The sequence below is a fragment of the Marinobacterium jannaschii DSM 6295 genome (assembly GCF_000620085.1).
In the GTDB taxonomy this organism is placed as follows: domain Bacteria; phylum Pseudomonadota; class Gammaproteobacteria; order Pseudomonadales; family Balneatricaceae; genus Pontibacterium; species Pontibacterium jannaschii.
Map to the genome: position 1 here is coordinate 18,482 of NZ_JHVJ01000003.1, position 23,940 is coordinate 42,421.

Below are 23,940 nucleotides of genomic sequence, written 5' to 3' on the forward strand. Positions count from 1 at the left end.
CGTTAAAAATATATGCAATTGACAGCCATAAAAGGGAAAAAGGTCTGGAAAAGTGCTTGGCTGCGTAGTGCTACTTAGGGGCTACGTAGTTGTGATTAGGGGATTTTTAAGGGAAATTTCGGGAGGGATTTCCTACCGAGAATCGCACTCCTTTGCGGCAAAGTCATCAGGCTAATAGTCTAATGACAGCACCTATCTAAACGGTTGTTCGGGCAGTCCAGGCAGCTAAAGATCCACGGGCGGGAAATAGCCGAATTGATCAGGTCTGATCGAAAATCATACTAAAGTAGCGAGAACAGGGATTGTTATTTAATTAGTGTTATCTATATTAGGTGGTTCTAATAAAAAGAGTCCGGCCAGCTACCTGGACCGGTAATTCAAGGAGATGAACATGGCCCGTGTTGTGATTGTTGGTGCAAGTACCGGCGGCTTGCCGATGGCTTATGATATTCGCAAAGCGCTTTCCCAAGACCATGAGGTGACCGTCGTATCCAATACGGCCGAGTTTCAGTTTGTTCCTTCTAACCCCTGGGTGGCTGTTGGCTGGCGTAAACCTGAGGATATTACGTTTCCCCTGGAGCCGGCACTGGTGCGTAAGGGGATCGACTTTATCCACTGCGCCGCCCGTCATATCAACGCAGAACACAACCAGCTGTTGCTGAGTGATGGCCGCGTTCTGGACTATGACTACCTGGTTCTGGCAACCGGCCCTAAACTGACCTTCGATGAAGTCGAGGGGCTGGGACCGAATGGCGGCTTTACCAATTCGATCTGCACCACCGGGCATGCGATTAAAGCCTTTGATCAATGGCAGACGTTCTGTGAGCGGCCGGGTCATACGGTCGTGGGGGCGGTACAGGGAGTCTCCTGTTTCGGGCCGGCTTACGAGTTTGCCATGATTATGGATAAGGATCTGCGCAAGCGAAAGCTGCGGGATCGGGTGCCGATGACCTTTATTACACCCGAACCCTATATCGGTCATATGGGGCTGGGTGGGGTAGGGGATTCAAAGACACTGCTGGAATCCGAGTTCCGCCAGCGCCATATCAACTGGATCTGCAATGCGAAGGTGACCCGGATTACCTCCGAAGCGATCTATGTGGATGAGCTGGATGCTCAGGGGGCCTTGCTGAAACAACATGAATTGCCCAATACCTTCAGTATGCTGATGCCGCCGTTCAAGGGTGTCGATCTCTACGATGACGCGCCGCAGGGGCTGGTTAACCCACGTGGTTTCGTACAGGTGGATGCCTTTAACCGTAACCCCGTCTTTCCCAATATCTACGCTCTGGGTGTCGGCATCGCCATTCCTCCGCTGGAAGCAACGCCCGTACCGGTAGGGGTACCGAAGACCGGCCTGATGATCGAAGGGATGGTGACCGCTATCTGCGCCAATATCAAAGCTGAAACGGAGGGGCGGGAGCCTCAGGAGCAGGCCACCTGGAATACGATCTGCCTGGCGGATATGGGCGATACCGGTGTCGCCTTTGTTGCACTGCCGCAGCTGCCGCCACGTAATGTGACCTGGGCCCGTAAGGGGAAGTGGGTGCACCTGGCCAAAGTCGCCTTTGAGAAGTACTTCCTGCATAACATGAAAAACGGCAATGCCGAGCCTGTCTATCAGAAGTACATCCTGAAGATGCTGGGCATCGCCCGTATTAGAAGCGACGAGAAAAAATAACATTGCTGCCTTATCCCGGGGAGACAACGGAGTCCTCCCCGGCGCTCGTATCCTGACCGTTGCTTCATTGCGCCAGTAGCTGCTGCAGCTTGCTCAGGCAGCCCTCCCAACCCTGCTGATGTTTGTCGCGTAACTCCTCGTCTGCAAATTCACGGTGGATCAGGTCCAGCTGGCAACGAGTGTCACTCAGCGCGGTAAAGCGCAGCTCTACCCGGCTGGCACATTCAGCGTGCTGCCACTGCCAGCTGAAAACCAGTTTCTGGTTTTCAATAACATCAATGTAGTGACCGGTGACGATATGCTGCTCGCCATCGGGCTGTTCCATGACCACTCGATATTGTCCGCCGATTGCCGTGTCGGCACTGACTTCCGTTGCTTTCAGGTCGCCCGGTGCCAGCCAGCGGCTCATCAGTGCCGGGTGGGTCCAGGCTTTGAACAGCCTGGCGGCGGAGGCCTCAAATTCCTGACAGATATGAAGCTGATACATCGTTCACCTCCTATTCGTAATTGCGGAGCGCAGGTTCAGGCCTGCTGATCCGGTTTCTCGATAAGCCCGGAAAGGGCGTCCAGTCGCTGTTGCCAGAAACGGCGGTAGACGCTGATCCAGTCCAGGGCCCCGCTGAGCTGCTCCGGCCTGAGCAACAGGTAGTAACTGCGACCGGATTTTCGCCGTTGTATCAAGCCTGCGCTTTCCAGCACCTTAATATGTTTCGAGACTGCGGCCAGAGACATATCGAAGGGTGCCGCCAGCTCGCTCACCGAACACTCCTTCTGTGCCAGCATATGGATCAGCTGGCGCCGGGTGCTGTCAGCCAGTGCCATAAAGACCTGATCCAGTTTGGCGTCAGCATCGGCCGGTTGTTGCTTACTCTTGTTTTCAGACACAGTGTTTTCTTATTTAACCAGTTGGTTAAATATTAGTCGGCATTCTGTTTTATTCAACTAACTGGTTTAATATTTTGGCATTCAAATTCTTGAAATAGGCGGCTCCGCCGGATGGTGTCGGAGGCCTGCTCGCTATAAGCTGCTGTTTTAACCTGTGTTATTTCTGTTCCGGATTGACCGGGCAGTACCTCGAAAAGGGAAGGGTGCTCAGCTGTATGATCCTTAAGCCAGATAAAGACGGTGTATTTAACGTCACCTTCCTGCTGTTTCCCGAATATGCCATGGTGGCACTGATGTCGGCGATCGAGCCGATGCGGGTGGCAAACCGGTTTGCGGGTAAGACCGTATTTCGCTGGGAGATCACCACCGAGGATGGTGAGCCGGTGGAGGCCAGCAATGAGATGGCCCTGCGTGATGCGCGCCGGGTTGGCGATGTCGGCCAGATCGACAATCTGTTTTTGTGCTCAAGCTTTAATCCGGAAAAGCATGTCCGTAAAGAGACAGTAAGCTGGCTGAGAAAACAGGCCCGGCAGGGCACGGTGATCGGTGCCATGGATACCGGCTGTCACTGGCTGGTCGAAGCCGGATTGCTGAAAGACCGGCGGATCACTATGCACTGGGAAGGTGTGCCGGCATTCCAGGAAATGCATCCGGCGCTGATGATTACTAATGAGCTGTTCGAGATCGACAAGGGACTGATCACCTGTGCCGGTGGCAGCTCGGCGATCGACCTGATGTTGCACATTATTCAGACCGAGCTGGGCCATGAGCTGGCGATGATGATCTGTGAGCAGTTCATCAAGAGTGGTATCCGGCAGAAATCCGATAAGCAGCGTATCGACCTGTCGGCACGGCTGAAGATCCATCATCCGCGATTGCTGCGGGTGCTGGCGAAGATGGAAGAGAATCTGGAAACTCCCCTGTCACCGGGGCAGTTGGCGGAATTTGCCCACCTCTCGGTGCGTCAGCTGGAACGGCTGTTTCGCAGCCATCTGCAACATTCTCCATCTGAGTACTATATGAAACTGCGGCTGGAGCGGGCGCGGCAGCTGCTGAAGGAGTCCAGTCTCAGTGTCTCCGAAGTCGCTATTGCCTGCGGCTTTGGCTCGGCGTCCCACTTCACCCGCACCTATCGCAAGCATTTTGCCTGCAGTCCGCGCGAGGAGCGCTGAGCCGGTCCTGAGTTAGCTGTTGAAATTCCCCTGCGGGCAGCAAGCCCGCCGCGACCTACCCCTGAATCTATCGTGCGCTGTTGATCGGATTCGCCGTTTTCTGGTACTTCAGCGACAACCTTATCTGTTGTCTAAATCCCGCTTCTACTGGTCCGCGCAAGATGGCGAATTTGCGCAGAAAAGCGACGAATCTGATCAAGTGGCTCAGTCCGCTATTGCCGTAGTTTTAAAACAGATTCGGGCAGCGCCGGTATCGCGATCACGCGGCCGGGCTGCCGTCGCTAACAAAAATAATTCAGCGGAGAGCTACAGATGGATTTCAACCTGTCGAAAGAGCATCAGGCGTTGCAGGCCAAGGCACAGGAATTTACCGAACAGGTGCTGTTCCCTCATGAGATGGAGTGTGAGGAGAACGATGGCATCAGCCGGGAGACTCACCAGAGTATCATCCAGTCGGTGATGGACTGGGAATTCAACGCGCCGAACCACAGCAAGGAAGATGGCGGTCAGGGCTTCAGTATCTTTGAGCAAACTATCCTTAACGAACAGCTGGGCAAGGCCACTGGCGCGATCTGGGATGCGCTCTGGTATCCCTCCTATCCGATGCGCTTTGCTTCTCAGGCGCAGAAGGAGGAGTACCTGATCCCGACCTGCCAGGGCAAGCGCCGCGATGCCTATGCCATCACTGAAGCGGATGCCGGTTCCGATCCGCGTCAGTGCCTGACCCGGGCTGATAAGGTGGACGGTGGCTGGAAGATCAGTGGCGAGAAGTGGTTTGTCACTATCGGCGATATCGCCGACTACATCCTGGTGCATGCCCATGTCGACGGTGATCCGGATAAGCCGACGGTATTCTTTGTCGATAAGGACCTGCCGGGTGTCGAACTGAAACGCACGCCACTCTATACCCATCATTTCGCCTTCAAGCACCCGGAGTACATCTTTAACGATGTGATTGTCGGCGATGACAAAGTGCTGGGCGAGATCGGTCAGGGCTATGACATGACGAAGGACTGGTTTGTCGAGGCCCGCCTGGGTATTGCCGCGCGCTGTGTTGGCGGTGCGATCCGCGCCGCAGAGGAAGCTAACGCCTATGCCGCTAACCGTATCCAGTTCGGGCAGCCGGTGCGTGACTTCCAGGCGATCGAATTTATGCTGGCGGATATGGCGGTTGAGATCATGGCGGCCAAATCGATGCTCTACCGCCTCAGCTGGGAGATCGACCAGAGCGGTGATCGTAAGCGTAACCATGCCCGTGCGGCGGCGCTGAAACTGCATTGCTCTGAGATGGTGGGGCGGGTGTGTGACAAGGCGGTCCAGGTGATGGGTGGCCGGGGCTACATGCGTGAACAGGCGGTCGAGCGTCTGTGGCGTGATACCCGCGTCGATCGTATCTGGGAAGGCACCTCTGAGATCCAGCGCGTCATCATCGGTGGCCAGATCAAGAAACGCGGCCTGGATATCTACACTGGCTGGTAATCCCTCCCCGGGGTGTGGTTTCCGCCACACCCCAACTTCCTATCAAGATCTGTTCAGGTTTTTGTTATGTCTAAACAAAATAACCTGCGGCGCCTTATGGCGCCGCGAAGCATCGTGATGATCGGTGGGTCCAACCTGGCTGAGCCGATCCACAACACCCGGGCGATCGGTTTTGACGGTGAAATCTGGGTGGTGAACCCGAAATACGATGAGATTGCCGGAATCCCCTGTTACCGCAGCATTACCGACCTGCCCGGAGCACCGGATGCGGCCTTCGTTGCCGTCAATGCGGCGCTGACGGTGCCGGCGGTTGCCCAGTTGAGTGAAAAGGGCTGTGCCAGTGCGGTGTGTTACGCCGCCGGTTTTGCCGAAGTGGGTGAGGAAGGCGCGCAGTTGCAACAGCAACTGATCGACGCCGCAGGCGAGATGGCGCTGGTAGGGCCAAACTGCTACGGCCTGCTGAATTTCAGCAATGGCGTGGCGTTGTGGCCGGACCGGTTATCCGGCGAGAAACATCCTAAAGGGGTTGCCATCATCAGCCAGAGTGGCAACCTGGCCCTGAACCTGACCATGCAGCAGCGTTCGGTGCCGATCAATCATATGATCAGTGTCGGCAATCAGGCTATTTTAGGTATCGGTGACTATATAGAGCCGCTGCTGGAAGATGACAGCGTCTGCGCCATCGGCCTCTATATCGAGGGGCTGAAGGATATTCGTGGCTTCAGTCAGGCGGCGCTGCTGGCGTTGCAGAAAGGGGTGCCATTGGTTGTGCTGAAGGCCGGGACTTCGGAACTCGGTAGTCAGTTGGCCCTGAGCCATACCAGCTCGCTGGCGGGTTCTGACGAGATGTATCAGGCACTGTTTGACCGCCTCGGTATTATGCGGGTGCACTCCCAGGCGGAGCTGCTGGAAACCCTCAAGCTGGCGGCTATCTGTCGGCCTCCTGAAACTGGCCGGGTTGGCGTGCTGACCTGTTCCGGCGCTGACTCGGCACTGATTGCCGATGGCCTTGACGAGCGGGGGCTGACATTACCGTCCCTCACCGCCAGTCAATGCGCGACCCTGCGCCCGCTTCTGCCCGACTTCGTGACCCTGAGTAATCCACTGGATTACAACACCACGATCTGGGGCGACCTGGAAACCTGTACCCAGGTTTTCGGGGCGATGATGGATGGCGATAGTGATACCAATATCCTGGCGCTGGATTTCCCTAAACCGGGTGTCGGTAGCGACCGGGAATGGCAGGCTGCGGTAGATGCGATGATCGCCGCCCATCAGCAGCGCAGTAAGACGACCATTGTGCTGTCCAACCTCAGCGAGCTGCTGGCCGAAGATGCCCGCCAGCGAATGGTCGAGGCTGGTGTGGCGCCGATGCAGGGCCTTGAAGAGGGATTGTCGGCTCTGGCGGCACTGGTGCGCTTTGCTCAGCGGCGTAAACAGATCCTGGCGATGAGTGACCCACAACGGCTGATTCTGCGTCAAAGTGAGTTGTCCGACGGGGACAGCCGGATGTTGGATGAGTGGGTCTCGAAGCAGTTGCTGGGACACTATGGCCTGCCGTTGCCGGGTGGCCAGCTGGCCGACCTGGCATCGGTTGCTACCGTTGCCGACAGTGTCGGGTATCCGGTGGTGATGAAAGCTGTGAGTGACCGCCTGGCGCATAAGACCGAAGCCGGTGCCGTGGTGCTGAATCTGCAGGATGCCGCAGCGGTCAGTGCGGCCGCCGAAGTCATGTCAAACCGGCTGCAGGCACAGGGGCTGGAGCAGTTTAGTTTCCTGATCGAGCCGATGGTGTCTGACGCTGTTGGTGAACTGATTATCGGCCTGAAGCGTGATGAGCAGTTTGGCCTGGCGCTGATTATCGGCACGGGTGGCGTGCTGGTGAATCTGCTGAATGACAGTGCCACGCTGTTGCTGCCAACCGATCGCTCTGCCATTGCCGGGGCCATCGAATCGCTCAAGGGCTATCCGCTATTACAGGGCTATCGCGGCCGTGAGGCGGGGGATATCGAGGCTGCGGTAGATGCGGTGATGGCGGTGGCGGATTTCGCCATGGAACACTGGCACAGCGTCACTGAGCTGGATATCAATCCACTGATGGTGCGCCCGCAGGGCAAAGGGGTGGTTGCGGTGGATGCGCTGGTGCGGCGGGTTGCGACTAACTGAATAAAAAGACCCGAAACAACAAAACCCGGCACAGTGATGTGCCGGGTTTTTCTATTGATGGCAGGGGGCTTAACGTCCCTGCCAGACCGGTGCGCGTTTCTCGGCAAAGGCGCGGGCGCCTTCGACGGCATCCTCACTGTCATACAGCTTGTCGACGGTGGCGAACTGGCGTCGGCCAATACGGTTCATCGCTTCCTGAAAGCTGAGTGATTCCGCTTCCCGTGCAACTTCTTTGATGGCCGCGAATACCAGCGGCGGGCCGGATGCCAGCAGGCGGGCGATCTCCCAGACGCGCTCCATCAGCCGCTCTTTGGGCATGACTTCGTTCACCAGCCCCCAGCGATGGGCTTCCTCCACATCCATCCAGCGTCCGGTCAGCAGCAGGTCCATCGCTACATGGTAGGGTATCCGCTTCGGCAGCTTAACGGTGGCGGCATCGGCCAGGGTGCCTGCGGTAATCTCCGGCAGGGCAAAGCTGGAATGGTCGGCACAGTAGATCAGGTCTGCTGACAGGGCCAGTTCGAAGCCACCGCCGACCGCCATGCCGCTGACGGCAGCGATCACTGGTTTGTTCAGGTCGCGCAGCTCCTGTATACCGCCAAATCCGCCGACACCGTAGTTGCCATCCACCGCCGCGCCCCCGGCAGCGGCCTTGAGGTCCCAGCCGGCACAGAAAAAGCGATCCCCGGCGGTTTTAATGATCGCAACTTTCAGCGCCGGGTCATCACGGAACTCCCTGAAAACCAGTCCCATGCGGCGGCTGGTTTCCAGGTCGATCGCATTGGCCTTGGGGCGGTCCAGCTCTATCTCCAGGATGCCGTCTTCGCGGCGGATATTCAGCAGGTTGTCACTCATTGTTATTGTTCTCTTCAGTTATCACTGCATAACCAAACCGAGGTTGTGCGATCAGCACCGCCGGGTTTGATACGGAAGGGTGTGGATGAACTCTACCGCTGCAGGGCGCGCGGGCTTTTGATCGGATTCGCCGTATTCTGGTACCGCTGCGACATACCGGGCCGCAGGGCCAGCCGGGGCTGGAAATAAGGAAGGCCGGGCGGATGCCGGGCCTTAAGTGGTTTTGAAGCGGCGCTCAGTGCGGCAGGTAGTTGTGGCTCCACTCTGTAGCGGCGATGCCCTGTTCGATCAGGCTGTCGATTTGATGGTCGTCATAGCCGAGCTGTTGCAGCGTTGTCCGGGTATGGGCTCCGTATTTTGGCATCGCGGTCGGTAATACTACGGCGGCATCGTTCGGACGTATCGCGTTGGGGGCGATCAGTTCGACCGCGTGACCGCAGGGGTGATCGGCGTGACGGATGAATGCCACGCTATGTTCTCCCTTCAGATCGATGCCACTCTCTGGCGTCATCAGGTTGTTGTGGCGCAGCTGGCTCATGGTGGCCAGCGGCTGGCAGCCGATATCTGCTGCTTTAAGTGTTTGCTGCCAGTCACTGCAGCAGCGACTTCTGAACAGTGCCTCAAGCTGCTGTTCCAGCTCCGCCGTATCCTCAATTGGGGGCAGGTCCAGGGTATCGAGCAGGGCCGCCAGCTGGCGCTTAGGTTCCAGGGCCAGGAAGAACCAGCTGTCGGCCGCCTGGTAGCAGCGATAGAAGGGGTTGGCACCCTTAACCTCGCGGCCACTGGGTTCGTTAAAGGGCTTGCGGCCCGGATAGTCATACATAAAGGGTGCCTGGATTAGTTGTCCGGCGGCCACCAGTGAACTGCGGGCGAGCGAGCCACCGCCACCACGTGCCCGCTTGACCAGTGCGATGCCGATCGCCTGGGCGGCACAATAGCCGCCCAGTACATCGATGGTGCCGAAGTGGGCGTGTTCTTCAGGGGTCTCCATGCCGCCGCCAAAGCGGGACATGATGCCGGTGGTGGCCTGTACCAGGTCGTCATAACCGGGGTGGTTACTGCGAGGGCCTGTTGCGGGGCCGCCGTAGGCATCGAACTGGCACAGTATGATCTCAGGGTTGTGTTGCTGCAGAGCCTGTTGCGTCAGGCCGAGACGCTCCAGTTGTGCGTCGCTGGCGTTGATGGTGACGATGTCGAAGTCTGGCAGCATGCAGTGCAGTACTTCCTGTCCGTGCGGGGATTTCAGATCGAGCAACAGACTGGACTTGCCCTGATTTGCCTGCATACCGAATACAGTGCTGTTCCAGGGATCGAGAGTGGGTTGCGGCGGATCGATACTGAGCACCTCAGCGCCAAAGCGGGCCAGGGTTCCGGCGATGGTCGGGCCTGCGATTACATTGGTCAGGTCGAGGATACGTATCCCCTCCAGCCAGCCTTTATTTTCCGGCGGCTGATGAGATGCTGCCGCTTTGCTGGCATCGGAATTGGCTGAGCGCCGCCGCCAGTCTGCCAGTGTGGCTTCGATGGTGGCACGACTCTGCCCGTTGGCATGGGCCGCCTTTTTGTTCAGCACGGCTTTATCGTTATGCAGCCAGCAGATATTGCCAAACTGGCGCATGGTGCTGAAGCGCGGGTCTTCGACTTCCAGTACATTGCCCGACTGCAGGGCATGATCTGAATTTAACCACTCCTGTGTCAGCTGATGGGCGCAGCCCGGCACGCCCGCATCGCCAAAGATCTGTTGCCATTCATAGGCCGGCCGGGTGGCGAAGGCGGTTTTCATCCGCTCGGAAACGACGCTCGCCCAGTCGGGAGAGAGGGGGTAGGAGACCAGGGTGCAGTCGGCACCCTCGGGCCAGTCGGCCATATCCAGGTAGGCGCTGTGGGTCGGGATACCGGCCGCTTCGATCTCCTGCCAGATCCCCAGTACCTTGAGACAGTTGATCGGATGGCGGCTATGGGATGAGCAGACGGCATAGAAAGGGCGGCCATCCTGGCAGCGGTAGGTACGATAGAACGGATCGAGAAACTCCTGCAGGTCGGGGTACTGCAGGTCGAGGGGCTCAGCGTTGGCCCGGCGGCGCTCTATCTCCAGCTCGCGGGGCGATTTGTAGCGATCCGGCAGGCCTTCGACATGCATCGAGTTATACGCCAGGCCCTCCATCAGTGCAGCGGAGATGGGGACTTCGATCCTGTCGCCGCATCCGCTTTGCTCCCGGGCAAACAGCGCCAGTGCTACCGATGTGGCACCCAGTACCGAGGCGTAGGCTGAAGCCAGCGGCAGCGGAGAGAACGATGGGTTGATGCCCATCAGGATGCGGTTGAGCCCCATATCGGTGAACTGGCCTACGGCGGCTGCGATAATTCCCTCCCAGGCGGGCAGGTCGGCATACTCCCGGTCGTGCTCTGAGAAGCCGGGCAGCGAGAGATAGACCAGGCCGGGGTTAGCCTGACGCATCGCGACGGCGTCCAGTCCCAGCCGCTCCATCACGCCGGGGCGGAAGTTCTCGATCAGGACATCGGCATTGCGAATCAGCTCCTGTGCCAGCTCAAGGTCAGCTGCCTGTTTCAGGTCCAGCTGGATACGTTGCTTACCCCGGTTGAGGATGGCATCCGCCGGATTGTCCCAGCGAGGGCCGCCCGGAGGATCGATATGGATGACTTCCGCCCCCTGGTCCGCCAGCATCATCGCCACGGCTGGGCCGGCAATATACTGGCCGAAATCTACTACCCGGTAACCACTCAGTGGTCGCTTGTTCTCTGTTGTCATAGCCGTTTCCGTTGTTATTTTTTATCGGACCTGGCCGATCCTATTGGATTGCCTCAGGGCGGCATATCGGATAATTTTCAATCAGGTGTTAGAAGAATTCTAACGGTTAAGTGAAGCCTGAAATCGTTGTTAACCGCTGGTTTTTGATCAGCGCCGGAGCCCGCTCAATGGATATGCAGACCATCAAAACCTTCTTTACACTGGCTGAAGTCAAGCGCCTGAGTCTTTGTGCTGAACAGCTTTGCCTGACCAAGTCGGCGTTGAGTTCGCGTATCAAGCAGCTGGAGCAGGAGCTGGATCAGATCCTGTTCCAGCGTGATGCCAAAGGGATGCTGTTAACCAATGCCGGACGGCGTTTTTATCATCATGCCCTGGCGATGCAGCAACGCTGGGAACGGGCACGGCGGGAGATCGCACTGGGAGATGAGCAGGCAGCATCACTACGCCTCGGTGCCCACCCGACACTGGCGCGGGACCTGCTGTTGCCCTGGAGTGGCCGGCTGAAACAGCAGCATCCGGATCTGACCCTGCATATGGAGGTGGATTACTCCAGCGAGATGGTACGGCAGGTAGCGGCGGGGGAGCTGGATATCGGCCTGATTCTGGTGGCCGATACGACGGCCGGGCTGGTGGTCGAACAGGTGTTTGAGGACCGGCTGCTGATGGTTTCAACCCGGGCGACCGAACTGGCGCAGGTCAGCGCCGAGCAATATCTCTATCTGGACTGGGGCTGGGGGTACAACGCCGCCCATGCGGAACGCCTGCCGCAACTGGAAAACAGCGGTGTCTCCTGTGGCCTGGGCGCGCTGGGCCTGCCCTGGCTGGAGTCCCAGGGAGGGACAGCCTATCTGCCGGAGCGGCTGGTGGGCGAGTCAGTGAAATCGGGACAGCTGCTGCTGGTGGAGGATGCGCCGCAATTTCGCCGTCCGGTGTTTGCCACGTTTTCCCGCGAGCCGCTGGATCCGGTGCTGGTTGAACAGGCGTTAGGTGTATTAGCCGGATTGACGCTTGCTACCCGCTAAAACAAAAAAACGCGGCCAGCTGGGGCTGGCCGCGTGGTTGCAGCGAGGTGTTTCTATAGCTTTAGATCAAACGGCTTCGCTCTCTGCTGCTGTTGGCTGATCTTTAGCGCGCCGTTCCTGGATCAGGGATTTCAGCACCCCGGCTGTCATCAGCAGGATAATCACACTCAGTGGCAGTGCGGCGGCGATATTCGCCGTCTGCAATGCACTCAGGCCACCGGCCACCAGCAGTACGGCGGCAACCAGTCCGATCACGATGCCCCAGAAAATGCGGAAGATCTTCGGTGGCTCCTCGTTACCCAGCGACAGGATGGTGGTCAGTACCAGGGTGCTGGAGTCGGAAGAGGTGATAAACCAGCTCAGCAGCAGGAATACCATCATCGCGGAGATGATCCAGCCGAGGGTGCCGTCGCCGGCAATGCCATCGGAGCTGGCAAACAGCGCCGCAGGCAGGTTCCAGGCTTTCACCAGGTCGATCAGTCCGGCGCTTCCCGCGCCGCCCGCCGCATTCAGCTCCTGGAACAGGGCTGTGCCACCGAAGATGCCGAGCCAGACAAAGATCACCAGGGTCGGTACGAAGAGTACGCCGATCACGAATTCACGCAGTGTGCGGCCGCGGGAGATGCGGGCAATAAACAGGCCAACAAACGGAGCCCAGGCCAGCCACCAGCCCCAGTAAAATACGGTCCAGCCATTCTGCCAGGCTGCCGGGCCTTCCTCTTCAGGGAACCAGAGCCCCATCTGGACGAAGTTGGCCAGGTAGTCACCCAGCGATTCTGCAAACACACTCAACAGCCAGGCAGTCGGGCCGCCAAACAGGAAAAAAGCAATGACCAGAACCGACACCACAATATTCCATTCGGAGATAATCTTGATACCGCGACCGACGCCGGACAGTGCCGACATGATAGAGAGTACCGAGATGATCGCGATCAGCACCAACTGGGTGTTGGTGCCGGAATCGACACTGATCAGCCGTTCCAGGCCCACTGCCATCTGGCTGACACCGAGGCCCAGCGACGTGGCAACACCAAAGACGCAGCCCATCACGCCGAGGATATCGACTACATGACCGATCGGGCCGTAGATGCGGTCACCGATAAACGGGTAGAGGCAGGAGCGCAGCGCCAGTGGCAGCTTTTTGCGGTAGGCGAAATAGGCCAGGGACATGCCGACGATGACGTAGACCGCCCAGCCGTGGAAGCCCCAGTGGAAGTAGGTGACGCGCAGCGCGTCGACGGCCCGGTCGTGACCGATCGCCGCCGCCCCGGCCATATCGGCATAGGGGTTGTTGGGGTAGCCGAAGGCACCGCTGTTATCAAGGTAGAAGATCGGTTCGGCGACCCCGAAAAACAGGATGCCGATACCGATACCGGCCGAGAACAACATCGAGAACCAGGCAAAGTTGCTGAATTCGGGACGGCTGTCATCGTCGCCCAGACGCACGCTGCCGTGCGGACTGACGACGATATAGAAGCAGACCGCGATCAGTAGCACCACGGTGACCAGGTAGTACCAGCCGAAGGTGGATTCGATCCAGCCGCGTGCCGCGCCGAATATAGAGCCAGCCAGCTCAGTATTGGTGCCGGTAAAGAGGACGAAGGCAAGGATCAGGACGGCAGCCGACACGGTCATGCCCTTGTGCATATCCTGGAATAATCCAGATTTGGCTAGTAATTCCGCCTTAAAAACAGAGGTACTTTGGGTACCTCCATCTCTGTTCTGGGTGGATGACATAGCTGATTCTCCGATTGTTTTTGTTATATGAGTAAGCTTCTTAGTGACCGGCACAGGCCGGTATTCCGGGGTGCTGCGCGAACTCATAATCTGCAGGCCGCGAAGCTTAACCCCGTTAAGCCGATGGCGATACTCAAATGATCGCCACAGGGCTTAAGCCAGCGTGTGGGTATCCCCATCGACGCTGATTATCTGGCCCGAGATGCGGGCCCCGGCCGTCGAACTGAGAAACAGCGCCATCGCGGCGATATCCTCTGGGTCGACAAAGGTTTTCATTGAGCACTGGCTGACATAGCTTTCACGTACCTGGCTTTCGCTGAGGTTGCGTGCCGCCGCTTCATTACCGATCACCCGGTCCATCCGCTCGCCGGAGACCGCACCGGGACAGATCGCGTTAACCCGGATGCCATCGCCGCCGCACTCCATCGCCAGCGACTTGGTTAAGCCGGTGACCGCCCATTTTGCCGCGGCATAGGGGGTGCGCAGTGGGTAGCCCATAATGCCTGCGGTGGAGGAGAGGTTGACGATAGAGCCGCTGCCTTGAGCCTTCATATACGGCAGTGCCTGCTTACAGGCATAGAAGGTTGAGTTCAGGTTTAGCTGGATTGTCTGCTGCCAGGCGGCGCTATTCAGTGTTTCCAGGGTGCCGGCCGGGCCGCCGATTCCGGCATTATTGACCAGCACGTCGATACCGCCCAGCTGTTCCAGGCCATCGCGAAAGAATTGTTCCACCTGAGCCTCGTCACCCACATCGGTGACGCTGTAGCTGATCTGTGGCTGCGAGGCGGCCAGCGTTTCCAGCGCCGGGCCGTCGATATCGCAGATATGTACCCGTGCCCCGGCATCACAGAAGGCGATGGCGATGGCGCGTCCGATACCCGCCGCTGCAGCGGTTATAAATACCCGTTGTTGCATGGTTTCTGCTCTTTTGCTTCAGGATTGTAAGGTGTCATCGCGACTTGCCCGCTTGTCTGACAGTCCCGCCCCGGCGGGGACACTCCGGGGCGGGGCCAGGTCAGCGCTTAATACCGCGCTCTTCGCGGTACTCCTGCAGGGTCTGCATGATGCGAATCAGGCAGTCATCGCGTTCCTGGATCAGGTCATTGATGCTGGCGCCATTAGCCTGACTGAGGCAGCCTGCGACCATGTCGTCCTTCAGTTCCTTGGTCAGGGCCGGGGCCTCCAGACGGGTCCAGGGCTCCAGTAGCGAGTCTTCAAAGTGATCCAGCAGGTGTGCCATACCACCCTGACCGCCACCCAGGTGGTAGGTCAGGCAGTGACCCATAATCGCCCAGCGCAGGCCCGGGCCGTAGGCGATCGCCTTATCAATATCCTCAACCGAGCACTCCTTGTTGGCGACCATATGCAGGGCCTCGCGCCACAGGGCTTCCTGCAGGCGGTTACCGATAAAGCCCGGCAGCTCTTTGTCCATCTTGGCCACTTGCTTATCAGTGGCTTCGTAGAAAGCGGCCGTCCAATCAACCACCTCCTGACTGGTACGCTTGCCGCCACAGACTTCGGCGAATGGCACCAGATAAGGCGGATTGAACGGATGGCCGACAACAAAGCGCTCCGGCTGCAATTCCAGCTCCGGCGTCATATCACTCATGGCAAAGCCGGAAGTACTGGAGATAATCACGACTTCGGGTGGCGTGATCGCGTCCAACTGTTTGAACAGGGCGCGTTTGGCGTCGAGGTTTTCCGGCGTACTCTCCTGAATCACTTCGACGTTGCTAACCAGTTCTTCCAGGCTGTCGGCAAAACTCAGACGTTGTGGGCTGGCGCCTTCGCGCAGCCCCAGCTTCACAATGGTTGGCCAGATATGGTCGACCATCGCCAGTAGCTTTTCGCGTGAATTCGGACCCGGATCATAGGCCACCACATCCATGCCCATACGCAGGAAGTGCAGTGCCCAGGCGCCGCCGATAACGCCGGTGCCGATAACGCCGGCTTTTTTAACTTCGGTCGGTAGTGGTCGGGACATCGTTATCTCTCCTTACTGAGTGCCACGCAGGCGCAGTTTTTCACGGGCTTCGGCTGGTGACAGCACCCGTGCACCCATGTTTTCGACGATATTGACCGAGCGCTCGACCAGCTGGCCGTTGGTCGCCAGCTCGCCCTTACCGAGGTAGAGGTTATCTTCCAGGCCGACGCGGACATGACCGCCCATCAGCACGGACTGTGCGGTAAACGGCAGCTGGTTACGGCCCAGCGCGAAGGAGGTGAACTGGGAGCCCTGTGGCAGCATATCGACCATACCCTTCATGATGCCCAGATCGGGCGGCGCACCCCATGGAATGCCGTGGCAAAGCTGGAACATCGCGGTGTCGTCCAGCAGGCCCTCTTTCATCATCTGCAGGGCAAACCAGAGGTTACCGGTATCGAAGATCTCCAGCTCGACGGTCACGCCCAGTTCTTTAATGCGCTGGGCGCCTTTACGCAGCATCTCCGGGGTGGAGACATACACCATATTGCTGTTGCCGAAGTTCAGTGAGCCGCAGTCCAGGGTGCAGATCTCTGGCTTGAGTTCTTCGATATGAACCAGTCGCTCCATAGCGCCCACCAGATCTGTCCCTTCGGCGAACGCCGTCGGGTTTTCATCCGGGCCGATAAACAGGTCGCCGCCCATGCCTGCGGTCAGGTTGATGATCACATCGCAATCGGCTTCGCGAATGCGTTCGCATACTTCGGCGTACAGATCGACCCGGCGCGATCCCTGTTTGGTCTCAGGATCACGCACATGCATATGGGCAATAGCGGCACCGGCATTCCAGGCCTCGATGGCGGCATCGGCGATCTCTTTCGGTGTGACCGGTACGTGTGGGCTCTTGTCTGCGGTGTCGCCGGCGCCAGTCACGGCACAGGTGATAATTACGTCCTGATTCATAACGTTTTTAGCTCTTATTGTGTTGTTGGGTCCTCGACGGGTCATGCCACTTAAGTGGTGGTCCGTCGTTGAATTGCTATTAAAATTACCGGGATGGGAGGGATGTTTTTGCCAAAAATCGAAGGATGTTTGTTAAAAATCGAGCGTTGTGCGTGTATGACGCAAATGAATACGACTTTTCCAGCCGCGACAGCGAGGCTCGTTTGGGAAGCGGGAAGGCTGGCAATTCCGGTAGCCCGGGCCTTTAAGGGGTGAAAGGGCAGGTTGTCGGATGCCATCAATAAATGTACGAATCCGTACAAGTCCGGGCTGCAGTAATCGCCCTAATATGGATGGCGTACCTTCCCTCCCAGCAACAAAAATAAGGATTCGCGATGAATAATCACCCTGACGTTCATGAAATCGCTGGTTACTACCGTTATGACATCAATCATTTGCCGGTCGGGTTGGAGCTGGGGGAGAGTGCATTACGCATTGTCTGGGACGACGGTCGCCGCAGCGAGTACCATTACCTGTGGTTGCGGGATAACTGTCCCTGTCACGAATGTATCAGTGAGCTGAGCCGCGAACAGGTCTTTGAGATCTGTGATGTACCACTGACGATTCGGCCCGAGACTGCAACGCTGACGGAAGATGGGCGCCTGGATATCGTCTGGGACCATGAAGCCCACAAAAGCCGTTATCATCCCGGCTGGTTGCGTAAACATTGCTACAGCGATGAAGCCCGGGAAGAGCGTGTCCTGAAACCGGTTATCTGGGAGAAGGGGCAGATTGATCGCTCACTTCCAACCTATGGATTCGCAGACATCATGGAAGACGATGGTGTCCTGCTGAACTGGTTACGCGGTCAGCGCGACTATGGCCTCTGTCTCGTTGAGGGCGTGCCGACACTGCCGGGTACGGTTCAGGCCATTGCCAACCGGATCTCCTTTATTCGCGAAACCAACTTCGGCGTTTTGTTTGATGTCCAGTCAAAGCCTGATGCTAACAGTGCCGCCTACACCACCTTGCGACTGCCGCTGCATACGGACCTGCCGACCCGTGAGCTTCAGCCCGGGCTGCAGTTTTTGCATTGCCTGGTGAATGATGCCAGCGGTGGTGAGTCGATTCTGGTGGATGGCTTCCGTATTGCCGAAGAAATGCGCGAACACTATCCCGAAGATTTTGCCGCGCTCAGTACACTGCCGATGGATTTCTACAATAAAGACCGCGATACCGATTACCGTTTTCGGGCAACGGCCCTGAAGCTGGACAGTGAGGGCAATGTCAGCGAAGTACGTATCGCTAACTTCCTGCGTGGTCCGCTGGATCTGCCCGGCGGGGATATCGCCGCGCTCTATAAAGCCTACCGGCAGTTTATGCTGCTGACCCGCGAGTCACGCTTCCAGTATTTCCGCCAGTTGCAGGCCGGTGACATGATCGTGTTTGATAACCGGCGTGTGCTTCATGCACGTAATGCCTTCGATCTTAAGGCCGGTGATCGCCACCTGCAGGGGTGCTATGTCGATCGGGATGAACTGCTGTCGCGTATCCGGGTACTCGAACGCACCTATGGGTAATCTGGCCGGTTTCTCAGACAGCCAGGCTTTTTAGCCTGCCTGTCTTGTTTTGAGGCTGGCTAACGCTCCTGGCTGGGCTTTTTATCGAAGCGTTTCTGATAGCTGCGGGTGAAGTGAGACAGTGAGGCAAAGCCGCAGGCGACTGAGATACTGGTAACGCTGTCGGTGCTCTGTTGCAGCATCCAGCGTGCCTGGTCCAGCCGCAGGTCGCGGTAATAGGCTTTCGGCGTCTGTTGCAGGTAGTGGCGAAACAGCCGTTCCAGTTCCCGGTGAGAGATGCCGATATGCTGCGCGATCTCCGGTATGTGCAGCGGTTCTTCCATATTGCGCTCCATCAGCTGTACTGCATCGATCAGGTGCGGGTTACGGCTGTCCAGGCGGCGCTGCAGTGTGGTCCGTTGCGGGTCGCTTTGGGCACGCTTCTGGGTGTAGATCAATTCATCAGCCACAGCCGTCGCCAGGCCATTGCCATGCTGGGTGGTGATCAGGTGCAGCATCATATCCAGTCCTGAAAGCGCACCGGGACAGGAGAAACGTTTGCGGTCGATCACCAGCAGTTCCTGCACCAGCTCCACCTTAGGAAACGCTTCGGAGGTGCTCTGCAGGTTTTCCCAGTGCATCGTGGCACGATAGCCATCCATGACACCGGCCGCTGCCGCGATATAGGCGGCTGTATCCTGACAACCGATATCCGCACCATGACTGGCTTGCTGGCGAATATAGCCGAGCAGGGCGGATGTTAACTGTTCCTGGGGAGAGTTTCCGGCACAGATGATCAGGGTCTCGCAGCGGGGCACATCGCGCAGGCTGCTATGGGTCATTATCTCCAGAGCATCGCTGCTGCTGACCAGGCCGCCCTGTTCGGAGATCAGCTGCCACTTGTAGAGATCCTGATTGGCGGCCCGATTAGCATGCCGTAAAGCGTCCAGCATTGAGGTGAAGCCAAACAGCGAAAAGCCGGGCACCAGCAGGAAGGTCAGTTTTTGCGGGTAGCTCTTTGGGCGGTCACCAAACATCAATCAGCCTCATGGTCTGAGAAATCACTAGATTCGGCGAAAAATAGCACTAAATATGCGATTAAGTACAACTTTATCTCGGTGTCCTGATTAGGATGCTATCTATCAGCTTTTTTAAGCACTCCGATTAACCCGCAGTAAGAGAGTCATAATGACAACAGGAATGACAGTATTTGAGGGGCCGGTTCGCAGCGACTGGATCGACTACAACGGTCATATGAACGATGCCTGCTATGTAGTGGTATTTAGCCAGGGGATCGACGAATTCATGCTGAAAATTGGCCTGACAGAGGCATTTCGCGAAGAAAACCAGGTATCGATCTATACCCTCCAGAGCATGGTTCATTATCTGCAGGAAGTGAGCGAAGGGGAGCCACTAAGGATAGAGGCCCAGTTGCTGGAGAGCGATAACAAAAAGCTACGGCTGTTTTTTACCCTGTATCAGGCAGAGACAGGCGATCAGCTGGCGGCGATGGAAACCCTGCTGCTGCATATGGATATGAGCAGCCACCGGGCAGCCCCGTTTCTTGACGCAACCCGTGAGCGGGTCGAGCAGCTGCAGCATCAGCACAATGAAGTGCCCCAGCCAGAACTGGCCGGACGCAGCATAATGCTTAAGCGACGTTGATCGATAGTTTCGCCACCTGCCGGGAATCGGATTGTCGGGAGACTATCCATCGCAAGATAAAAACGGCCCTGCCGTGTAGGTGGTTATTAAAAAATATTTAAGTACTGCTTACAAATTATTAAATAGGTTTGGGTTAGCAGATTAGTTAACGTAATCAGAGCATTAACGGTTTCGCTGCAATCGGGTTGGAAAGTCTGCGGATTTTTGCAACAAAACTACTCCTAGGTTTTTTGTAGTGAATTATTCGGCCTTGCTTGCAAGGCCTTTTTTATTGCTTGCAATACCCGGATCAGGCGCGGACATAAGTTGTCGAAAACAGGCCGACTGACTTCGCGACAGGCAATCAGTGGGGATTTCTGAAGTGCAGCCAGCGAACTCCGGACCATAAGGCCCATGGAGCAGGGGTATTAGGTTGCCCCGAAATCCTGTCTGCGTCGTCGGCAGAACGTTCTGCCGGAGAGTTTGGATTGTCGATATCTCAAACCATGGCGACGCAGTGAAACCGCCTCTTTGGCGCAGATCATGGTAGCTTCGTTTTTATTTTCAGGAGACCTGTCAAAATGCGCGATGCAACATTAGAACTGATCCAGCAGTATTACGCCGCTTTTAACGCCGGTGATATGGATGTCTTTCTTAACCTGCTGACCGACGATGTCATTCACGATATCAACCAGGGCGGGCGCGAGGTGGGTCGCGATGCCTTCGCCGCCTTTATGGATCGGATGAACGGCAGCTACCAGGAGGAGCTGGTGGATATCGAAGTGATGGTCAATGCGGATGGTAGCCGCGCTGCAGCCGAGTTTGTGGTGCTGGGTAAATACCTCAAGTCTGATCCCGGCCTGCCGGAAGCGAAAGGACAGAACTACCGCTTGCCTGCCGGTGCTTTCTTTGAAGTCCGCGACGGTAAGGTGGCACGCATCAGCAACTACTATAACCTGGAAGATTGGATCGCCCAGGTCTCCTAACCCGATCTTTTTGCCCTGATACAAAAAAGCGCTGCCGGACAGCGCTTTTTTGTTTTCCTCTTTTATGTTTACGCGCGTTTTTAGCGGTCGCTGTAAAGCAACAGTATTTCTGAACGGTGTTCAGTTTCAGCTCAGAAACAGTATGGCAATCTGTGTTCAAGTTAAAGCAAAGCGATATTGACCCGGTTGTTATCCGTGAACGGGCCCTGGCTTTGCCAATCTCTTGGCTGGAGGAGCAGCTTATGTTCAGAAAAATATTTGCAGTGGTATTGCTTGTAGTCGTCTCTCAGGGAGTACAGGCGGGTAGCCTGGCGCAGGATTCGGCGGTGGGTGGTGCGATTGGTGGTGCTCTGGGCGGTCTTATCGGTGCCGAGGCGGGTGGTCGTGATGGCGCTATGCTCGGAGCCGGTCTGGGGGCCGCGGTCGGAACCGCAATTAATACTAAGGATCATCGAGAGCCGCGCTACCGTACCATAGAACATCGGCGCGAAACCCACGTTTATCATGAGCCACGTTACCGTGAAGCACCACGTTACCGCGAAGTCCGGGTTGTGCGTGAGCAACCGGTGTACTACAGCGAACATCACTATTATGGCAAACCCAAGCACTGGCGTAAGCATAAGCGCCGTCACTGGAAGCGCCACCACCGTCACCACCGTCGTCACGGTCATGGGCACGGCCATCGTCACTGGCACTGAATTCAGATCCAACCTCTCGTTTGGGCTCCTTGTGAGCCCTTTTTTTGTCTGTAGAGTTGCTGTAATACGACAAATGCTGTCGTTTTTCTATACGGGTCTTTCAAAATATCTCAAGGAGGCCGACACTTCGGGCTGAATTTAAACCTGACCGATCCGGAGTCATTATGGTCGCCACTCTGTTGCCCCTTTTCTCGCTGCTTTTCAGCGTATTTATCCTGATGCTGGGCAATGGCCTGACCGGTATTCTGCTGCCGGTACGTATGGGTATGGATGCAACGGATACCAGTACCATCGGTCTGGTGATGTCGATGTACGCTGTTGGCATGTTGCTGGGCGGACTCTATTCGCGGCAACTGGTTAAACGCGCCGGTCACTCGCGGGTATTTGCGGCCAGTGCTGCCGGAGCGGCGATCAGCATTCTGGCCAGTGGTCTTCATGCCAATGAATGGTTAATGGGCGCGATGCGTATTCTCACCGGATTTGGCATTGCTGCCGCGACCACGACCATCGATAGCTGGCTCAGTGAAATTGCCAGCGAGAAAACCCGGGGACGTATCCTGGCAACGAACCAGGTAGTGATTATGGGGGGCTTTATCACCAGCCAGTTTATGATCAACCTGGCAGATCCGGCCAGTACCAGCCTGTTTATGGTTGCCGGTATTCTCTTTGCTGCTGCGGTGATTCCAATTGCCCTCAGTCGTCAAAAAGGGCCGCTGGTTGAGGAGGCGACCTATCTGCCGTTTATGGATCTGCTCCGGGCATCTCCGCTGGGCCTGGTGACCTGTTTTTTCTGTGGCGTGCTTTATACCGGCCTGCTGAACATGTTGCCGATCTACGCGGCTGAATATGATATCAGTGGCTTCCGTCTGTCTCTTTTCATGGGATCTGCGATGTTGGGGGCATTCCTGCTGCAGATACCGGTAGGCGCACTGTCGGATCGCTATGACCGGCGTACCGTATTGCTGTTCTTGCTGGTGATATCGATCGCGGCCACGGCTATGGTGCCGACAGTTACCCATATGGATATCTTCGGCATGATGTTGTTGGGTGTGGCGTTAATGACCGGTGTTTTTGGCTGCCTGTATCCCATCAGTGTTTCCCAGACTCTGGACCGGGTGCGTCAGTCGGATATCGTTGCCGCGCTTAGTGGGTTGATGGCGGCCTACGCGGTTGGCAGTATCGCCGGCCCTGTATTGGCTTCGTTTTCGATGGAGATGCTGGGTGTCGATGCACTATTTTATTTCCTGCTGGTGCTTCAGGGGCTGCTGATTCTGTTTGTACTGCATCGTATGCGGGTGAGTGTGGCGCTGCCTACCGAAGCCCAGGAGCATTATGTGATGCAGGCAGCGGGAATAAGCTCAGCGCCGGAGCTGGATCCGCGTACAGAGTATATTGAGCCAGAGATGCCGCTAAGTGCTGAAGCTGAGGTGGCCGTTGCAGTGGCTGAAAGCAATCCGGCGGCAGCGGTGAAAATGGCTAAGGCACTGGCTGCAAATGCGCCGGAGCAGGCTGCCCAGCTCACTGCGGCACTGGCGCAGGTGGAGGATATCGAGGTTTCCAGGTTGTATGCGGCGATTATCGATGCGGCGCCTGAGATGTCTGAATATATTGCGGAAGCGCTGGCTGCAGCGACGCCGGAAGATGCCGAAGAACTGGTGCAGTGGCTGGTGGATGAGAAGCATGATCGACTGGTGGAAATCACCGTTGCCATGGCTAAAGCTGTACCGGAGCAGGGTGGAGCCCTGATCGAATCGGCCGCTGAATCGGTGGCAGAAGACTCGCCGGAAATGCTGGTAGAACTAACTGCGGGCTATGCCTCCGATCGACAGGAAGAACTGGACGGTATGCGCCCGGTCGACCGTGAGGCCGATAGCACCGAGCAGGAGATGGCTGATCTGGTTTCCAACCTGTCCGATATCGCGCCGGATCAGGCCAGTGAACTGGCATTGACAATGGTCGAGGCTGTGCCGGATGCCGCCACTGAGGTGACGGAAGCCTATGTCTGCTCCGTGACCGGCGGTGAAGATGATGAGTCTGGAGAGAGTCATGTCGATGAGGCCGAGACTGAGGCTGCGAAAGCCGAAGAAGTGGAAGAAAGCCTGACCGAATATATGACCCAGGTCGTTGAGAAAGTGCCGGAACAGGCGGTTGATGTCGCTGTGGTTGTGGTAGAGGCGGTGCCTGAGATGGCTTCAGGCGTGGTTGATATGTTGAATGAAGCTGATGCTGTCGAGCCGCTGATGCAGGATATCGACGACCGCCCGGAAGAGTCTGCACTGCAGTCTCAGGCGGAGGAAGAGGTAGCGGTAGCGGTAGCGGACAAAGAAGGCGAAAACAACCAGCTGAGCCGTTCCTGATCTAATCCAAGCCCGGCTTTCAGGGGCCGGGCTTTATCCTTTTCTGAATACACCTCTAAAATT

At 57.1% G+C, this 23,940-nt stretch carries 19 protein-coding genes; 10 read left to right on the plus strand and 9 right to left on the minus strand.

Going from position 1 to position 23,940, the window contains the following annotated elements:
- Positions 1–391: 391 nt before the first annotated feature.
- Positions 392–1,681 (plus strand): NAD(P)/FAD-dependent oxidoreductase, encoded by a 1,290-nt coding sequence (locus Q354_RS0100080; protein ID WP_027855826.1) that lies wholly within the window; start codon positions 392–394, stop codon positions 1,679–1,681.
- Positions 1,682–1,745: 64 nt separating this feature from the next.
- Here the strand turns inward: Q354_RS0100080 and Q354_RS24045 are convergent, their stop codons facing one another.
- Together Q354_RS24045 and Q354_RS0100090 are read right to left on the minus strand one after the other, a co-directional pair.
- Positions 1,746–2,168, minus strand: coding sequence for an SRPBCC family protein (locus tag Q354_RS24045; protein ID WP_051559762.1), 423 nt, complete (start codon positions 2,166–2,168; stop codon positions 1,746–1,748).
- A gap of 35 nt (positions 2,169–2,203) precedes the next feature.
- The gene (locus tag Q354_RS0100090) at positions 2,204–2,566 is read right to left on the minus strand and encodes an ArsR/SmtB family transcription factor (protein WP_245600952.1); all 363 of its coding nucleotides are present in this window, start codon (positions 2,564–2,566) and stop codon (positions 2,204–2,206) included.
- A 215-nt stretch (positions 2,567–2,781) separates the two neighbouring features.
- On the opposite strand from Q354_RS0100090, the gene Q354_RS0100095 reads away from it, so the two are divergent.
- The 3 genes from Q354_RS0100095 to Q354_RS0100105 all read left to right on the plus strand — a co-directional run bounded on the left by Q354_RS0100095 (position 2,782) and on the right by Q354_RS0100105 (position 7,383).
- Entirely contained in the window at positions 2,782–3,738 is a 957-nt protein-coding gene (locus tag Q354_RS0100095) for a GlxA family transcriptional regulator (protein ID WP_027855828.1), read from the plus strand.
- A gap of 312 nt (positions 3,739–4,050) precedes the next feature.
- On the plus strand, positions 4,051–5,217 hold the full coding sequence (locus tag Q354_RS0100100) for an acyl-CoA dehydrogenase family protein (RefSeq protein WP_027855829.1): 1,167 nt from the start codon (positions 4,051–4,053) through the stop codon (positions 5,215–5,217).
- Between the two features lie 66 nt (positions 5,218–5,283).
- Entirely contained in the window at positions 5,284–7,383 is a 2,100-nt protein-coding gene (locus Q354_RS0100105) for an acetate--CoA ligase family protein (RefSeq protein WP_027855830.1), read from the plus strand.
- 69 nt (positions 7,384–7,452) lie between these two features.
- Here Q354_RS0100105 and Q354_RS0100110 read toward each other — a convergent pair whose 3' ends face one another.
- Complete coding sequence (locus Q354_RS0100110; protein ID WP_027855831.1) at positions 7,453–8,238, minus strand: carnitinyl-CoA dehydratase; 786 nt, start codon at positions 8,236–8,238, stop codon at positions 7,453–7,455.
- A 235-nt stretch (positions 8,239–8,473) separates the two neighbouring features.
- Positions 8,474–11,008, minus strand: a complete 2,535-nt coding sequence (locus Q354_RS0100115; RefSeq protein WP_027855832.1) for a CoA transferase — start codon at positions 11,006–11,008, stop codon at positions 8,474–8,476.
- Between the two features lie 167 nt (positions 11,009–11,175).
- Between Q354_RS0100115 and Q354_RS0100120 the strand changes: the two genes are divergently transcribed.
- Positions 11,176–12,030, plus strand: coding sequence for a LysR family transcriptional regulator (locus Q354_RS0100120; protein ID WP_156948095.1), 855 nt, complete (start codon positions 11,176–11,178; stop codon positions 12,028–12,030).
- A gap of 66 nt (positions 12,031–12,096) precedes the next feature.
- Here the strand turns inward: Q354_RS0100120 and Q354_RS24050 are convergent, their stop codons facing one another.
- The 4 genes from Q354_RS24050 to Q354_RS0100140 all read right to left on the minus strand — a co-directional run bounded on the left by Q354_RS24050 (position 12,097) and on the right by Q354_RS0100140 (position 16,654).
- Positions 12,097–13,767 (minus strand): BCCT family transporter, encoded by a 1,671-nt coding sequence (locus Q354_RS24050; protein ID WP_051559763.1) that lies wholly within the window; start codon positions 13,765–13,767, stop codon positions 12,097–12,099.
- Between the two features lie 153 nt (positions 13,768–13,920).
- The gene (locus Q354_RS0100130) at positions 13,921–14,682 is read right to left on the minus strand and encodes an SDR family oxidoreductase (protein ID WP_027855834.1); all 762 of its coding nucleotides are present in this window, start codon (positions 14,680–14,682) and stop codon (positions 13,921–13,923) included.
- 100 nt (positions 14,683–14,782) lie between these two features.
- Positions 14,783–15,751, minus strand: coding sequence for a 3-hydroxyacyl-CoA dehydrogenase NAD-binding domain-containing protein (locus Q354_RS0100135; protein WP_027855835.1), 969 nt, complete (start codon positions 15,749–15,751; stop codon positions 14,783–14,785).
- Between the two features lie 12 nt (positions 15,752–15,763).
- A complete protein-coding gene (locus tag Q354_RS0100140; RefSeq protein ID WP_027855836.1) occupies positions 15,764–16,654 on the minus strand; it encodes a BKACE family enzyme in 891 nt (296 codons plus the stop codon).
- A gap of 374 nt (positions 16,655–17,028) precedes the next feature.
- Between Q354_RS0100140 and Q354_RS0100145 the strand changes: the two genes are divergently transcribed.
- Positions 17,029–18,213, plus strand: coding sequence for a gamma-butyrobetaine dioxygenase (locus tag Q354_RS0100145; RefSeq protein WP_027855837.1), 1,185 nt, complete (start codon positions 17,029–17,031; stop codon positions 18,211–18,213).
- Between the two features lie 59 nt (positions 18,214–18,272).
- On the opposite strand, the gene Q354_RS0100150 is transcribed toward Q354_RS0100145, so the two are convergent.
- Positions 18,273–19,229: a GlxA family transcriptional regulator gene (locus Q354_RS0100150; protein WP_027855838.1), complete on the minus strand. Its 957-nt coding sequence runs from the start codon at positions 19,227–19,229 to the stop codon at positions 18,273–18,275.
- Between the two features lie 163 nt (positions 19,230–19,392).
- On the opposite strand from Q354_RS0100150, the gene Q354_RS0100155 reads away from it, so the two are divergent.
- From Q354_RS0100155 to Q354_RS0100170, 4 genes are all read left to right on the plus strand, one after another.
- Positions 19,393–19,857, plus strand: a complete 465-nt coding sequence (locus tag Q354_RS0100155; protein WP_245600953.1) for a thioesterase family protein — start codon at positions 19,393–19,395, stop codon at positions 19,855–19,857.
- Between the two features lie 560 nt (positions 19,858–20,417).
- Positions 20,418–20,822 carry a ketosteroid isomerase-related protein gene (locus Q354_RS0100160; RefSeq protein WP_027855840.1) on the plus strand — a complete coding sequence of 135 codons (405 nt, stop codon included), beginning with the start codon at positions 20,418–20,420 and terminating at the stop codon, positions 20,820–20,822.
- 242 nt (positions 20,823–21,064) lie between these two features.
- The gene (locus tag Q354_RS24055; protein ID WP_036228192.1) at positions 21,065–21,520 is read left to right on the plus strand and encodes a glycine zipper domain-containing protein; all 456 of its coding nucleotides are present in this window, start codon (positions 21,065–21,067) and stop codon (positions 21,518–21,520) included.
- A gap of 164 nt (positions 21,521–21,684) precedes the next feature.
- Positions 21,685–23,877: an MFS transporter gene (locus Q354_RS0100170; protein WP_027855841.1), complete on the plus strand. Its 2,193-nt coding sequence runs from the start codon at positions 21,685–21,687 to the stop codon at positions 23,875–23,877.
- Positions 23,878–23,940: the final 63 nt, after the last annotated feature.

Bases quoted from the DNA above. Each gene is read 5' to 3' on its own strand.
- Q354_RS0100080 (WP_027855826.1), top strand. From the start codon at position 392: ATGGCCCGTGTTGTGATTGTTGGTGCAAGTACCGGCGGCTTGCCGATG.
- Q354_RS24045 (WP_051559762.1), bottom strand. From the start codon at position 2,168: ATGTATCAGCTTCATATCTGTCAGGAATTTGAGGCCTCCGCCGCCAGG.
- Q354_RS0100095 (WP_027855828.1), top strand. From the start codon at position 2,782: ATGATCCTTAAGCCAGATAAAGACGGTGTATTTAACGTCACCTTCCTG.
- Q354_RS0100100 (WP_027855829.1), top strand. From the start codon at position 4,051: ATGGATTTCAACCTGTCGAAAGAGCATCAGGCGTTGCAGGCCAAGGCA.
- Q354_RS0100105 (WP_027855830.1), top strand. From the start codon at position 5,284: ATGTCTAAACAAAATAACCTGCGGCGCCTTATGGCGCCGCGAAGCATC.
- Q354_RS0100110 (WP_027855831.1), bottom strand. From the start codon at position 8,238: ATGAGTGACAACCTGCTGAATATCCGCCGCGAAGACGGCATCCTGGAG.
- Q354_RS0100115 (WP_027855832.1), bottom strand. From the start codon at position 11,008: ATGACAACAGAGAACAAGCGACCACTGAGTGGTTACCGGGTAGTAGAT.
- Q354_RS0100120 (WP_156948095.1), top strand. From the start codon at position 11,176: ATGGATATGCAGACCATCAAAACCTTCTTTACACTGGCTGAAGTCAAG.
- Q354_RS24050 (WP_051559763.1), bottom strand. From the start codon at position 13,767: ATGTCATCCACCCAGAACAGAGATGGAGGTACCCAAAGTACCTCTGTT.
- Q354_RS0100130 (WP_027855834.1), bottom strand. From the start codon at position 14,682: ATGCAACAACGGGTATTTATAACCGCTGCAGCGGCGGGTATCGGACGC.
- Q354_RS0100135 (WP_027855835.1), bottom strand. From the start codon at position 15,751: ATGTCCCGACCACTACCGACCGAAGTTAAAAAAGCCGGCGTTATCGGC.
- Q354_RS0100140 (WP_027855836.1), bottom strand. From the start codon at position 16,654: ATGAATCAGGACGTAATTATCACCTGTGCCGTGACTGGCGCCGGCGAC.
- Q354_RS0100145 (WP_027855837.1), top strand. From the start codon at position 17,029: ATGAATAATCACCCTGACGTTCATGAAATCGCTGGTTACTACCGTTAT.
- Q354_RS0100150 (WP_027855838.1), bottom strand. From the start codon at position 19,229: ATGTTTGGTGACCGCCCAAAGAGCTACCCGCAAAAACTGACCTTCCTG.
- Q354_RS0100155 (WP_245600953.1), top strand. From the start codon at position 19,393: ATGACAGTATTTGAGGGGCCGGTTCGCAGCGACTGGATCGACTACAAC.
- Q354_RS0100160 (WP_027855840.1), top strand. From the start codon at position 20,418: ATGCGCGATGCAACATTAGAACTGATCCAGCAGTATTACGCCGCTTTT.
- Q354_RS24055 (WP_036228192.1), top strand. From the start codon at position 21,065: ATGTTCAGAAAAATATTTGCAGTGGTATTGCTTGTAGTCGTCTCTCAG.
- Q354_RS0100170 (WP_027855841.1), top strand. From the start codon at position 21,685: ATGGTCGCCACTCTGTTGCCCCTTTTCTCGCTGCTTTTCAGCGTATTT.